The organism is Spongiivirga citrea (assembly GCF_010671565.1).
Lineage (GTDB): Bacteria > Bacteroidota > Bacteroidia > Flavobacteriales > Flavobacteriaceae > Spongiivirga > Spongiivirga citrea.
In genome coordinates this window covers 37,656-50,754 of sequence record NZ_JAABOQ010000007.1, presented here as the reverse complement: position 1 = coordinate 50,754, position 13,099 = coordinate 37,656, and the positions used below count along the sequence as shown (strand labels likewise).

Genomic DNA, 13,099 nt, shown 5'->3' with positions numbered 1-13,099 from the left:
TTTTAGCACGTTTTAGATACACCGGTAGTATACCTTTATTCAAAGATAATCGAAAATGGTTTGATATTTGAGTACTTTAAGACATGATTCTAGTATTTAAACATATTTTTAGGAAAAATTATATAGGTCTTACCCTTTGGCCATTAATTATTTTACGCGATCCTGAATTGCGTAATGATGAGGTGCTACTAAACCATGAGCGTATTCATTTAAAACAACAAAAGGAATTACTAATTATACCTTTCTATATGTTGTATTTAGCTGAATGGCTGCTGCGCACAATACGTTATGGAAATGCTTATAAAGCTTATAAAAATATAAGTTTTGAACGCGAGGCTTATTACAACGAATGGGATTTAAACTATTTAGAAAACAGAAGATCATGGCATTTTATCAAGTATCTTCGCTGCCGTGAATCTCTTTAGTGACTTTAATAGCGTTAATCAAGAAATCGACTTGCCATTACTTCATGAGAAAGAAGTGCGACTGGTAATTAAACGGGAAGATTTAATTGACGATTTTGTTTCTGGAAATAAATTTAGAAAGCTTAAATACAATTTACTTCAAGCCAGAGATCAAGAATGCGAAACTATACTAACTTTTGGCGGTGGATACTCCAATCATATTGCTGCAGTCGCTAAGGCTGGTAAATTAAGTGGTTTTAATACTATCGGGATTATTCGAGGTGAAGAATTAGTTGATAAAGTGAAGGAAAATCCAACCTTGAGTTTTGCAGTTTCATGCGGAATGCAGTTAGTCTTTGTTTCGAGAGAAAAGTATCGGAGGAAGACCCAATCTGATTTTTTAGCTAATCTTAACAAGCGGTATCAGAATGCCTATATCATTCCTGAAGGAGGAACAAACAGCTTTGCAATAAAAGGATGCGAGAGAATTTTAAAAGACTCTGATTTCGATTTCACCCATATTGCGACCCCTGTAGGAACAGGTGGGACAATAGCGGGAATTGTTAATTGTTCAAAACTCGGTCAACAAGTTTTGGGATTTCCTGCATTAAAGGGGGATTTTTTAAAAGTTGATATTAGTAATTTTACCAAGAAGCGGAATTGGAGCTTAGTGTCTGATTATCATTTTGGTGGATACGCAAAAGTTGATGAAACACTCATCAATTTTATCAATACGTTTAAAAAAGATACTAAAGTACCCTTAGATCCTGTTTATACTGGTAAAATGATATTTGGTCTTATTCACATGATACGAAATGATCATTTTAAATCGGGTGCTTCTATTTTAGCTGTTCATACTGGGGGACTACAGGGTATTACTGGTATGAACAAACAGCTTAGGAAAAAAGGAATGGTCGAAATAAAGTAGGAAGAATAATGGTTAGGATTGTTATAGGCATCGTTTGTTGTATAGTATTGTTATCCAGTTGTGGTAACCAGCGCCGTACCGTCGAAAATGCACCCAAAAAAGAAAAGCCCATTATAAAGCAGTCACCCCGAGATACGGTGAAAATTTATGTTGCAAAACGGATGGCTAATTATGAGGAGTATATAGCGGCATTTAAGGATATTGCTATGGAAGAAATGACGAAAAGTGGCATTCCTGCAAGTATCACTTTAGCGCAAGGTTTATTAGAGTCCGGAGGCGGTAATAGCAATCTCTCACTAAGAAGTAATAATCATTTCGGAATAAAATGCCATAAAGGATGGAAAGGCTATCGCGTATATCACGATGATGATGAGAAAGGAGAGTGTTTTAGAAAGTATACGCACCCACGTCATTCATTTCGTGATCATTCAGTATTCCTAACAACAAGATCACGCTATTTATTCTTGTTTAGTTATCCAAAAGATGATTATAAAAAATGGGCCCGAGGTCTTAAGACGGCAGGATATGCAACCGATAGGCGCTATCCGCAAAAACTGATCGATCTTATAAAGAAATACGAGTTATATCGATACGATGCCTTGGTATTGGGTAAGGATAGTAGTGTAGCGGAAGTTGTAACTGATGGAAAAGATAAATACCAAGTGAAAAAAGGGGACACCTTGTATTCTATTTCGCGAAGATTTAAAATATCGGTTCTCGAATTGAAAAAACTAAATGGTCTAGAAACGAACGATTTGCATATAGGACAAGTGTTGTTTACCAAGCCACTTCCAAAAGATTTTTAAAATACATGTTATACAAACGCAGTAGTGCTTTATTTGCTGAAGCACAAAAAGTAATTCCAGGAGGAGTTAATTCTCCAGTTCGTGCCTTTAAAGCTGTTGGTGGTACTCCAATTTTTGTAAAAGAAGCTAAAGGAGCGTATTTATATGATGAAGATGATAATCGATTAATCGATTATATAGCATCATGGGGACCACTTATTTTAGGACATGCCTATGAGCCTGTGGTTGAAGCAGTAATTGAAAAAGCCAAAAAGGGGACTTCTTTTGGTATGCCAACGGCCATAGAGACCGAAATTGCGGAGTTAGCAGTTTCTTTGGTGCCCAATATCGATAAAATCCGATTTGTAAACAGCGGGACAGAAGCCTGTATGAGTGCAGTTCGTTTAGCAAGAGGATATACCAAAAAAGATAAGATTATTAAGTTCGCCGGCTGTTATCACGGTCATAGTGATTCGTTTTTAATACAAGCGGGTAGTGGGGCGGTGACTTTTGGTGCGCCGAATAGTCCTGGTGTGACTCAGGGTACAGCTAAAGATACCTTACTTGCAAGTTACAACGACTTGGACAATGTAAAAGAGTTAATCCAAGTCAATAAAGGTGAGATTGCTGCTATTATTATTGAGCCGGTAGCTGGTAATATGGGCTGTATTGTGCCGAAAGAAGGTTTTTTAGAGGGACTACGATCATTATGTGATGCACATGGTATTCTTCTCATTTTTGACGAGGTCATGACAGGCTTCAGATTGGCATTGGGGGGCGCACAAGAATTACTTAATATCAAGGCTGATATTGTTTGTTTTGGTAAAGTAATCGGCGGCGGATTGCCCGTTGGAGCATTTGCGGCAAATAATGAAATCATGGATTATCTAGCTCCAAATGGGCCTGTATATCAAGCGGGAACATTGTCTGGAAATCCACTTGCTATGAGTGCAGGACTAGCAATGTTAAGTGCGTTAAAAAATAAGCCAGAAGTATTTAGTAGCTTATCAAAAAAAGCAGCATACTTGCATGAGGGTATTTCAAAAGTGCTTACGAAAGAAGGAATCGAACATCGTATTAATCGACTAGGATCGATGATATCGGTTCATTTTACGAATCGAGATGTGGTTGATTTTGATAGCGCTGCAAGCGGCAATAACCCCATTTTTAATACGTACTTCCATGGCATGCTAAAAGAGGGAGTATACTTACCTCCAAGTGCGTTTGAGAGTTATTTCTTAAATGATGCACTATCGTTTGAAGATATTGATTTTACCATTAAAGCCCTAGAGAAAATTGCGCCTACATTGAAAAAATAGACTAGATATTCTACTTTGTTCCACTGTCAATTTAAGACTGTCAACTGTTGGTTTATTTTAATATCGCTCTTTAGGTTCTTCACTCATTTGCTTTTCTTTTCCTGAAGAACTTCCAGTAAGTTTTTTGAATTGCTCAGGAGTCAGAATAGCCTTGAGTTTAGCATCAACCATGGCGCGCTTACTTTGTAATTCTTTGACTGATTTTGGCTTTCTAGACATCATGTTTTTGTCAGAATAAAGTGCTATTAGCTTTTTTTCTTGCTCGTCTGTAAGATTGAGCATTTTATCCATTTCTTTCACTTTTGCAGCGGCAAGATCTTTACTAGATGCCTGATCTAATGGAATAGCTTTAGATTGTGCAGAGGCGAAAGTGATACTAACGATTGCCAAAAGGAGAAAAATCTTTTTCATAATAAGAGGATTAAGTAGGTTATACTCGGGTACAATATACATTTTAAAAAATAAAACGGCCTTTTTACTAAAAGCCGTTCTATTATCAATAAATTATCTTCTCGAATTTCTTTTTCGTTTCATACGTTCTTGACCAAGTCGCTTTTTTCGGTCTTTCATGTCCTGCTTCCAAATCTTGTATTGATCATCATCTAAAATGTTCTTCAAGCTATTTTGATATGCTAGTTGGCGATCTAGACGTTCGTTCGCTCTGTCAAAGTGATCCTTTTCGCTGATGGCTTTATCTGCATTTTCTTCTTTTTTGCGTTCTGCCATTTTTGATTTTTTGAATTTGGCCTTTTCCAACTCTAATGCTTCAACTTCCTTTTGTTGCTTGCTATTTAAATCAAGCCGCAATGCCATGCGCTTGCTGTTGATTGTTGCAATTTGTTCTGGTGTGTATTTTTCAAACACACTTGTTTTTTTCTGATGATTTGGCCCTTTTCTGTGTTGTGCCAAACCTATGCCGCTTACTAAAAGTAATGCGAGCATTAAATAGATCATTTTTTTCATTGTACTTGTGTTTTAGTTCATGGTTATGACTATTCAAGCATAAAATGGTTTAATTGATTCACGCTAAGACAATGTTAAAAAATGAAACAGAAGAAAAAAGCCGATCACATTTTTATGCGATCGACTTAATTGTTAGATTTCTATAGATGTACTTATTATAACACATCAACAGTAGCAGTAAGATTTAAGTTAATAATAACATCAAATATAACCGGTGTGTCACTTACAGTGCCTTCTAAGGTAGCAGTAACTGAGGCCGAACTTTTAAGAATAGCTGCGATATCACGAAGTTTAGTGCTATCAGTAATGGTATAGATAGTGTTTGCAGTATCGGCTTGTTGTAAATTAATATTTTCAATATCTATTCTTATCGTATCGAAACTTAATGATGCATTTGTTACTGTTGTATTTTCTGTACCTGCGAAGTTGCTAACTTCATATGTTAGAGAATTAATATTAATATCTTGAATAAGATCCAAGTTATCCTGAATATCCTGATTTGTTGAAATGTCAACGGTCACGGCCTCCGAAAATATTTGTGGTTCACTTGATTCACCAGTGACAGAAATGTTCATGGTGGTAGAGAAGCCATCGGTGACATCAAATTCAGTTAATTCATCAATTTTATTACAAGAGCATATCATAGTAATAACAATTAATAATAAGGTTGCTTGTTTGCTAGTTTTCATTGTTTAAATTTTAATGGATTTACCAGTTAGTGACAGCTTCCATCTTAAAGGTTAACATTTGTATCTGGTTTTTATCGAAACAAAAAGAGACTATCTTTTCAGATAGCCTCTTTTTCAAATTAATTGTTTCTATTCTCTGTTATTTTGGATCTAATATTAGATTAATGCGCTCAGCTAAATCCTGAAGGTGGTAGCGGCTCATACTGTCTCCAGTTCTTCCTATTGCACCTCGTACAGTACTTCTTAGGCTTTTCAACTCTTGACGTACAACAGGGCGAATATCACTTTGACTTACATTAACGTTTGTTCTTGCAACAAATCGTCTGAATGCAGCAGGAATTTCCGATTGCTCTTCAGTCATTAGGTGCTCCATTCGTTCAACATAAGCACGTTGTAAATTACGGCGATAGGTGTCAATTTTTCTACCGTTCGATAACTCACTAAAAATACCTCTACGCAATTCACGCATCATTTGAGGTAAGCTATAACTAGCGGTTCCATTAATGGTTTCATTTTCGATCATTCGACCCATTCTACCGAAATCGAGCATATTGTTCAATGTACGAACTTGGAAAGCTCGAATACGATCAACATTACCTGCTGATTCGATTTTATTAAAAATATTCTGATCAATTAACCATGTTGGCGTCTTGAATAGTTCATTTTGAACAAATTTCATCGCATTTTGCTGATGTGCTTTTGATACATGAGTATAAACGGCGCCTTCTTGATCATAGGTTTTGTAGTATTCATAAACACCACCAATATTGGACGCAACGTGCCCCATATAGCGGTTGTATTGACCAAGTACTTGACGATACATTGTTCCAAGATCTTCATAATTCTTACCATCTTCCGCTGTCCATTCTATTAGGTTAGGAACAATTCGCTTTAAATTGGCGATACCATAGTTGCTCGCTTTGATGGCATCATCGCCCAGATCTTCGGTCTGTGAACTAGGATCTATGACACCACGTTGTTGACGGCCGAAGCGGTACATTGGGTCATCAGCATGATCAAGAATCCACTTGTCTAATGTTTTCTTTTCATCAGCTGGTGTTTCAGCATCTAAAATTGGTCGATATCCCCAATTGATAGCATGCTTGTCATAAATACCAATATTTGGCATTAATGCAACGCCTTCATCTCCCGGTTGAGCAACGTAGTTAAAACGTGCATAGTCCATTATGGATGGTGCGGTACCATATTTTTTAGTGAAGCTTGCGGAGCGCAGTGAGTCCACAGGATATGCAACACTACTTCCCATATTATGTGGTAAGCCTAATGTATGACCAACTTCATGGGCTGATACAAATCGAATTAAGCGACCCATTGTTTCATCTTTAAACTGAACACCACGTGCATCAGGGTTTATTGCCGCAGTCTGAACAAAGAACCAGTTGCGTAATAAGGTCATTACATTGTGATACCAGTTAATATCTGATTCTAATATCTCTCCTGAACGAGGATCACTTACGTGAGGCCCGTTCGCATTTGGAATTGGAGATGCCAAATAACGCACAACGCTATAGCGTACATCTTCTGGGCTCCACTCAGGATCTTCTTCCTTCGTTGGCGGATCTTTTGCAATGATCGCGTCCTTAAAACCAGCTGCTTCAAAAGCAACTTGCCAATCTTCAATGCCTTGTTTTATATAAGTTCTCCATTTATGAGGTGTAGCACGATCTATGTAATAAACAATCTGTTTTTTTGGTACAACCAATTCACCGCGCTTAAATTTTTCGATGTCTTCCTCTTTTACTTCCAGTCTCCAACGATCTAAATAGCGTATTGTCTTGCTTTCTTGATTTGGTAATCCATAATCCGTTTGACCTCTTCCAAACCAGCCAACTCGTTGGTCGAAGATGCGACGTTTCATTGGCTCTTCGGGAAGCAAAATCATACTATTGCTCATTTCTAAAGAAATGGTACCTGTACTAGAATTAGAAGGAGGTCTTCCCGCGGCATAGGTTTTTACGTGTCTAGCTTCAACATTTAACGGATAGCTCTTTACGCTTTCAATAAAGGACTTTGAGTCATCTAAACGTGTAATGCGATATTGCTGGCGTCTTCGTTGCGGAAACCCTAAGGCCTTAACATCTTTAGTAAATAATGGTGAAACATCGATGACCGTACTAGTGCTATCCTTATTAAAGGCTTTTATAGGGAAGTTGTAGAGTACAGGCTCGAAGTTTGAATTTACCACGGCTTCGTGCACTGGCAAAGAATCTGCAGCAAAGATTTGATGAGATACTACTCGAAGTAATACTTTCTTATCTCTTTTTTCCCAACGTAATACTTGCGTATTTTGCTTACCACCACCAAAGCCAATACCGGAAGCGGTTTTTGCAATACGTGTTACCATTAACATCTCACGGTTAAAAAGCGAATCTGGTATCTCGTAAAAATATTTGTCATCTACTTGGTGAACATCAAAGAGACCTTCGTCAGTTTTTGCTTTTTTGGTAATTACCTTATTGTAAGGTTGAATCCCACCCTTCTTACTTGGTGGTTTGGCGGGGGTTTCTGTTTTGCCTTTTTTCGTTTTCTTTTTACGCTGTGCACTGGCGGTTTGAACCATACCCAAGCACAATAGCAACAGTAAAGATGCACTTAGTATTTTTTTAATCATAATCATTTTTGAATTAGTCGACCGAAAGGTACAACCAAGTAAGTGGCATTTTCTGTTAAGATAATCATAAGAAATTTCTTAAATGTTTGGGATGAGTACTCTTTATATATACACCGGTCTAAAACTCTTCTTAAAGCGTTCCTGTTTCTGTTAAACATTTCTAAATGACTGTAACAAAACTGTTTAGTAAACGTCTTTTAGGTGTATTCAATATTGAATGCCATCAATCAATCAAAATCAATCAAAAATGAACCAATTATTAATTTTAGGTAGCCTTGTATTCTGTATGAATGCTCCTACCGACACGACGACAACAGAAATTAGATACGTAGATGTAGAAACAGTATCACAAGTGTATAATCATGAAACCGAAAAGGTCGAAACTGTATTATACATAGAACAAGAAGAAGTACTAGAATTTGACTTTGATACAGCTGACTATTTGCCTGCCGTATTTGATCCTTATGAAGAAGGAGAACAACTTACTGTAGAAGAAATTGATGCATTATTTGAAGAAGAAATCGATCTAGGTTTCGATCCTAAAACGTATTTACCTAAAGATTTTGATCCTTATCAAGGTCTAGACTCAATTAGCGATGAGGCTGTAGATGCTTTGTTTGAAGAAGAAATTGAAATAGGATTTGATATAAGTAATTACCTACCCAGCGACTTTAATGCATATGCGGGTATGGAAACCGTAAAATAGTTTTTAGATAATTTAAAAATTATTTGAATTAGTCAACAAAAAAGCCACGTGTGCAAACGTGGCTTTTTTAATGTGTTTATGTTTTAGATGCCCTTAATCTATCTGCACCTTTTGAATATGCTGCGCGTCATCGGTAGATACTCGAATAAAGTAAGAACCTTTTTTAAGTTTAGGTAAGGTAATTTCGGTAAGTTGAACACCTGAAGCAATTTCTTTTTGAATACTATCCATTGCACTTTTTCCATTCTGATCGTAAATATCAAAAATGAGTTGTTGCGATTGGTATGCTACATGTTGCACTACTAATTTCGAGTCACCGTTTATGTTGTTTTGATGCACACTCATTACTTCTGACAAGTTTTTATAAAACTGCTTGTTGCGTTCAAATGCTGGCGATTTAGACGGCGCTAAAGCCGGCTGATTTGGTTTTGTGTTACTTGCACTCGCAGCCTTTTTTAAAGTGTTGTCATTAAAAGAAGTATACCAGCTTTCTCCGTGAGTCTCAGTAATATTTTTCTTTCTATAATCTGGCTTTTCTGTAATATCAGTGTACAGCCAATCAGCTTGTACGCTATTCGATTTTACATTTAAAATCATATAACCATGCTGCTGTACGTCGCTAAACTTCAACTCAGGGTTTTCATTGTTAGAAGCTAAATTGGCATCAAGATAATTGGCTGTTGCATTACCTTCTAACTCATTAAAATTGGCACTACTTATACTAGGTACAGCAAATTCTACTCCGATATTTTTTTGCTGCGCTTCGTGTTTAACCTCTAGGCCAAGTGAGGCATGCATGTCTCCAGAAAGTAAGACGGTATTATTAATATTGTTATCTGCCAGAAAATCGATTAGCTCATTTCGTTCAGCAGGATAACCATCCCAATGATCAAGAAAAGCACTTTCTAAAGCATCGGCATTTGTGTTAAGCTGATTTGCAGCCCATCCAATATTAAACTTAGAGAATAGCACTTGGCTACCTACAATTTTCCATTTTGCTGTACTAGACTGTAGCTCGTTTTTTAACCAAGCTTTTTGATCGGTTCCTAAAATAGTTCGATCAGCTGACGCTAATTTTTTACTGTTAACGTCAAATATTTGCTGTTGTCTGCCTTCTAAACGTGTATCTAACAAGATAATATCAGCTAGATTACCATAATTCAATGTTCGGTAAATCTGATACTTTTTCGTATCTCTTATTGGCATCCATTCGAAAAAGACTTTTTTAGAAACAGCTTTACGTGTTTCCCAGGACCCTTCACCTTTATTGTGATTGGTAGCACCATCTTTATATGCTTGATAGGCCGATTCATGATCATCCCAAATGGCTATAAACGGATGCTGTTGGTGCACTGCCTGTAAGTCAGGGTCTAGTCGGTATAACGAATAACGTGTGCGATAATCAGCAATATCTAATAGCTCCGTATTAGGTATGTTAATACGATCTACTCGTTCTTTTGAATATCCTTCACTTTCTTTTCCAGCTCCATATTCATTTATATAATCACCTAAATGAATAACAGCATCAAGATCTTTTCGTTTTGCTAATTGCGAATAGGCATTAAAATAACCCGATTGATAATTCGCTGCGGCAACAACACCAAATCGCAAATAGTTCGCTTTTGATGCAGGACTTGTTCTCGTGCGACCTATGATCGAATTTTTATCTAAGGCAGAGAAATAATAGTAATAAGTTGTTTTTGGATTTAAACCAGTAACATCAACTTTAACTGTATAATCTTTATCGCTATTCGTAATAACAGTTCCTGTTTTTACGATATTTTTAAATTGAAGGTCTGTTGCTATTTTCCACTTTACATTGACATTAGTATCTTCAGCAGTGGTAACCCGTGTCCAAATAATAACACGATCAGCCAATGGATCACCAGAAGCAACGCCGTGGTAAAAAGGTTTGAGTGCTGGGTCGAATGGTAGCACCTCATTTCCTACAACAAGCTGAGCATTTGTCGTAAAAAAGCAGGCCATAAAGACCAAGATTAGGTGGGAGAGACGCATGGGGGGATTGTCAGGTTTTAGGTGTTTCATTCGATTAATAGCGTGACGAATATAAAATTTTTTACCGATTAAAAACGCTTTTCATCTATTAAAAATTATCGATGAATGTTAAAAAATCGTTGCTAATCGAATATATCTACGTTTGATAGATGATTTTGGATTTTGGCATGTGGAGAAAATTTTATTGTAAATCGCTTGCGATGAGCTATTTACAAAAGCAGGTTTTGTAGTGTAGTAATTCATAGGTTGGGGTCAATGTTCAGCATGTTAAAACTCTTTTTTTTTCTAAAAATTGTGACATGCCCTGATAAAACATGAAATTTTTACATAAAAAGTTGTAGTTTAATCTAAAATATAAAGGATAATGCCTTATTGGTTGTATGTTTTAATGATCGTGATCTTGGTATATTTGGTCATTAGTGTGGCATTGTATTATCTGCAAGAATATTTCCTTTTTAAACCCGAAAAACTTCCAAAAGATTTTCAATTTAATTACGAAAATCAAAAGTTCGAAGAGTACAATATTACAACCAGAGATAATGCAGTAATTAATGGTATTTGGTTTCGTGCAAATGAACCCAAAGGCGTTGTGCTTTATTTAAAAGGGAACTCAAAAAGTATTAAGGGTTGGGGCAAATTTGCGGTGGATTTTACAAGAAACGGATATGATGTTATCATGGTCGATTATCGTGGATTTGGAAAAAGTACCGGAAGACGGTCTGCCAAAGCCATCAAGAGGGACTTGCAGCTAGTTTATGATAAAATTAAAAAGCGAGTGGCAGAAAAATATATCATTCTCTATGGCCGATCACTTGGTTCTGGTTTTGCTGCAAAGCTAGCCTCTATGAACAATCCTCGAATGCTAATTTTAGACGCGCCCTATTACAGTCTTACAAAAGTCACGGCACGTTATATGCCATTTATGCCACTTTCTATTTTACTTCGCTATCCTTTACCTACATACAAGTGGTTAAAGTATGTTGAATGTCCTATTCATATTATTCATGGTACTCATGATAAGCTTATTCCATTTAAAACAAGTGTAAAATTGTCTAGGATCAAGCCAAAATCGACGCGTTTGTATCCTGTAATTGATGGTGGACATAAAAACCTAAACAACTTTGAATCTTACCATAAAATGTTGACAGAGATCGTCAATTCTGATCTGGAAGAAATGGATTTAAGTAATTCTAGTATTAACGTAGCGCATAGTAAGAAAAAGAAGCGCCAGGCATGAAAATAATAAGAAAGCTGATGATGTGGGTTATAGGAATTTATGTATTAATTGGTGTATTGCTTTACTTTTTCCAGGAGAAGATGTTATTTCTTCCAGAGGTACTTCCAGTAAACTATCAATTCGAATTTACTACACCTTTTGAAGAGGTTTTCATGGACACATCAGATGGCGAACGCTTGAATGCACTTCATTTTAAAAATGAGAACCCGGATGGTGTTATCTTATATTTTCATGGTAATGCGGGAAGTTTAAAGCGATGGGGAACGTTAGTACAACCATTGGTAAACAAGAATTATGACGTATTGATAATGGACTATCGAGGCTATGGCAAAAGCACTGGGGATTTTGATGAGGATGATCTTTTAAAAGATGCAATAGATTGGTACGACTATGCGAAAAAGCATTTCAAAGAATCTGAAATCACGATCTACGGACGATCTCTAGGGACAGGCTTAGCGAGTTATGTGGCGAGTCATCATGAACCGAAACAGCTTATTCTAGAAACTCCATATACCAGTATTGGCGATGTCGCTTCTAGTCGTTTCCCCATATATCCAACGAATTGGTTAGTGCGCTATCAATTTGAATCTGTCGAGTACTTGAAGAAGCCGACGTTTCCAATAACAATTTTTCACGGTACAAGCGACGCAATAGTACCCTATAAATATGGAAAAAGACTTTATAATGCTCTAGATACGTCAAAAAAGGAACTCATTACCATACCAAAAGGACGGCATAATAACTTGATTGAGTTTGAGCAATATCATCGAGGGATTGATTCGATTTTATATGGGCTTCAAAAATGATTGAGAATTTTGATAATTAAATAAGAGCATTAAAGCCGAAATAAATGTAATATTTGATAGTGATTCCATGATACAAAGGGAGATAATTAAAATACCGATTGCCAATTCAGCGTATGCATATGGAGTCAATTTAGATAATACATTATTTACCGTTATTGACATCTATTCATCATTTAAGGGAATACCAGTACCAGAAATATTGAAGAACAAAATTCTTTTAACGAATGCTGTTCATATGGATATTGGTAAAAAAGATTATTCTTGGATTTCTTTAGGAAAATATGATGTGCCAACCGACCTACTTAAGCTTCCTACATTTTATATGCAGGACACCATTACTAAGACTAATTTCCATTTGGTTAAGCCGCCACTTTATGATCAGATGTTGAAAGCTGCAAAAAATGAATGCATTGGTTTAGAAAGGATGGTGGTTATGTCACCAGATCATTTAGTTGATAGGCTTAATAATCATTTCTTTGGGAAAAAAATGAAATGGCCAGAGTCTTTGCCTTTCTGGGTAGATAGTAAATAAGCATACTATTATTATTTCCTAATAATAAGATATTGTCAAAGTTTTTGTTATTGGAATCTAGGTTATTATCTTAAACGAGAAC

13 protein-coding genes are annotated in these 13,099 nt (G+C 36.4%); 8 read left to right on the top strand and 5 right to left on the bottom strand.

Features of this window, described 5'->3' with window-relative positions:
* Positions 1 to 83 precede the first annotated feature (83 nt).
* The 4 genes from GWK10_RS16000 to hemL are packed head-to-tail and all read left to right on the top strand — an operon-like array spanning position 84 to position 3,436.
* On the top strand, positions 84 to 425 hold the full coding sequence (locus tag GWK10_RS16000; RefSeq protein ID WP_164033410.1) for a hypothetical protein: 342 nt from the start codon (positions 84 to 86) through the stop codon (positions 423 to 425).
* Entirely contained in the window at positions 412 to 1,332 is a 921-nt protein-coding gene (locus GWK10_RS15995; RefSeq protein ID WP_164033409.1) for a 1-aminocyclopropane-1-carboxylate deaminase/D-cysteine desulfhydrase, read from the top strand. Before GWK10_RS16000 ends, GWK10_RS15995 begins: the two co-directional genes overlap by 14 nt.
* 8 nt (positions 1,333 to 1,340) lie before the next feature.
* On the top strand, positions 1,341 to 2,138 hold the full coding sequence (locus GWK10_RS15990; RefSeq protein ID WP_164033408.1) for a glucosaminidase domain-containing protein: 798 nt from the start codon (positions 1,341 to 1,343) through the stop codon (positions 2,136 to 2,138).
* A gap of 5 nt (positions 2,139 to 2,143) precedes the next feature.
* Positions 2,144 to 3,436 carry a glutamate-1-semialdehyde 2,1-aminomutase gene (gene hemL, locus GWK10_RS15985; RefSeq protein ID WP_164033407.1) on the top strand — a complete coding sequence of 431 codons (1,293 nt, stop codon included), beginning with the start codon at positions 2,144 to 2,146 and terminating at the stop codon, positions 3,434 to 3,436.
* Positions 3,437 to 3,493: 57 nt separating this feature from the next.
* Here the strand turns inward: hemL and GWK10_RS15980 are convergent, their stop codons facing one another.
* The 4 genes from GWK10_RS15980 to GWK10_RS15965 all read right to left on the bottom strand — a co-directional run bounded on the left by GWK10_RS15980 (position 3,494) and on the right by GWK10_RS15965 (position 7,720).
* Positions 3,494 to 3,847 (bottom strand): hypothetical protein, encoded by a 354-nt coding sequence (locus GWK10_RS15980; protein ID WP_164033406.1) that lies wholly within the window; start codon positions 3,845 to 3,847, stop codon positions 3,494 to 3,496.
* A 93-nt stretch (positions 3,848 to 3,940) separates the two neighbouring features.
* A complete protein-coding gene (locus GWK10_RS15975) occupies positions 3,941 to 4,399 on the bottom strand; it encodes a hypothetical protein (RefSeq protein WP_164033405.1) in 459 nt (152 codons plus the stop codon).
* Positions 4,400 to 4,554: 155 nt separating this feature from the next.
* Positions 4,555 to 5,088, bottom strand: coding sequence for a hypothetical protein (locus GWK10_RS15970; protein WP_164033404.1), 534 nt, complete (start codon positions 5,086 to 5,088; stop codon positions 4,555 to 4,557).
* A 139-nt stretch (positions 5,089 to 5,227) separates the two neighbouring features.
* On the bottom strand, positions 5,228 to 7,720 hold the full coding sequence (locus tag GWK10_RS15965; protein WP_164033403.1) for a zinc-dependent metalloprotease: 2,493 nt from the start codon (positions 7,718 to 7,720) through the stop codon (positions 5,228 to 5,230).
* A gap of 247 nt (positions 7,721 to 7,967) precedes the next feature.
* On the opposite strand from GWK10_RS15965, the gene GWK10_RS15960 reads away from it, so the two are divergent.
* Positions 7,968 to 8,426 carry a hypothetical protein gene (locus GWK10_RS15960; protein WP_164033402.1) on the top strand — a complete coding sequence of 153 codons (459 nt, stop codon included), beginning with the start codon at positions 7,968 to 7,970 and terminating at the stop codon, positions 8,424 to 8,426.
* Positions 8,427 to 8,519: 93 nt separating this feature from the next.
* On the opposite strand, the gene GWK10_RS15955 is transcribed toward GWK10_RS15960, so the two are convergent.
* Complete coding sequence (locus GWK10_RS15955; protein WP_239540778.1) at positions 8,520 to 10,412, bottom strand: alkaline phosphatase D family protein; 1,893 nt, start codon at positions 10,410 to 10,412, stop codon at positions 8,520 to 8,522.
* 394 nt (positions 10,413 to 10,806) lie between these two features.
* Here GWK10_RS15955 and GWK10_RS15950 point away from each other — a divergent pair, with 394 nt between their 5' ends.
* The 3 genes from GWK10_RS15950 to GWK10_RS15940 all read left to right on the top strand — a co-directional run bounded on the left by GWK10_RS15950 (position 10,807) and on the right by GWK10_RS15940 (position 13,017).
* On the top strand, positions 10,807 to 11,679 hold the full coding sequence (locus tag GWK10_RS15950; RefSeq protein ID WP_164033400.1) for an alpha/beta hydrolase: 873 nt from the start codon (positions 10,807 to 10,809) through the stop codon (positions 11,677 to 11,679).
* Positions 11,676 to 12,485 (top strand): alpha/beta hydrolase, encoded by an 810-nt coding sequence (locus tag GWK10_RS15945; RefSeq protein WP_164033399.1) that lies wholly within the window; start codon positions 11,676 to 11,678, stop codon positions 12,483 to 12,485. Before GWK10_RS15950 ends, GWK10_RS15945 begins: the two co-directional genes overlap by 4 nt.
* A 67-nt stretch (positions 12,486 to 12,552) precedes the next feature.
* Positions 12,553 to 13,017, top strand: coding sequence for a hypothetical protein (locus GWK10_RS15940; RefSeq protein ID WP_164033398.1), 465 nt, complete (start codon positions 12,553 to 12,555; stop codon positions 13,015 to 13,017).
* The last annotated feature ends 82 nt before the right edge of the window (positions 13,018 to 13,099 follow it).

Bases quoted from the DNA above. Each gene is read 5' to 3' on its own strand.
- GWK10_RS15965 (WP_164033403.1), bottom strand. From the start codon at position 7,720: ATGATTAAAAAAATACTAAGTGCATCTTTACTGTTGCTATTGTGCTTG.
- GWK10_RS15960 (WP_164033402.1), top strand. From the start codon at position 7,968: ATGAACCAATTATTAATTTTAGGTAGCCTTGTATTCTGTATGAATGCT.
- GWK10_RS15975 (WP_164033405.1), bottom strand. From the start codon at position 4,399: ATGAAAAAAATGATCTATTTAATGCTCGCATTACTTTTAGTAAGCGGC.
- hemL (WP_164033407.1), top strand. From the start codon at position 2,144: ATGTTATACAAACGCAGTAGTGCTTTATTTGCTGAAGCACAAAAAGTA.
- GWK10_RS15940 (WP_164033398.1), top strand. From the start codon at position 12,553: ATGATACAAAGGGAGATAATTAAAATACCGATTGCCAATTCAGCGTAT.
- GWK10_RS15970 (WP_164033404.1), bottom strand. From the start codon at position 5,088: ATGAAAACTAGCAAACAAGCAACCTTATTATTAATTGTTATTACTATG.
- GWK10_RS15955 (WP_239540778.1), bottom strand. From the start codon at position 10,412: ATGGCCTGCTTTTTTACGACAAATGCTCAGCTTGTTGTAGGAAATGAG.
- GWK10_RS15945 (WP_164033399.1), top strand. From the start codon at position 11,676: ATGAAAATAATAAGAAAGCTGATGATGTGGGTTATAGGAATTTATGTA.
- GWK10_RS15980 (WP_164033406.1), bottom strand. From the start codon at position 3,847: ATGAAAAAGATTTTTCTCCTTTTGGCAATCGTTAGTATCACTTTCGCC.
- GWK10_RS16000 (WP_164033410.1), top strand. From the start codon at position 84: ATGATTCTAGTATTTAAACATATTTTTAGGAAAAATTATATAGGTCTT.
- GWK10_RS15950 (WP_164033400.1), top strand. From the start codon at position 10,807: ATGCCTTATTGGTTGTATGTTTTAATGATCGTGATCTTGGTATATTTG.
- GWK10_RS15990 (WP_164033408.1), top strand. From the start codon at position 1,341: ATGGTTAGGATTGTTATAGGCATCGTTTGTTGTATAGTATTGTTATCC.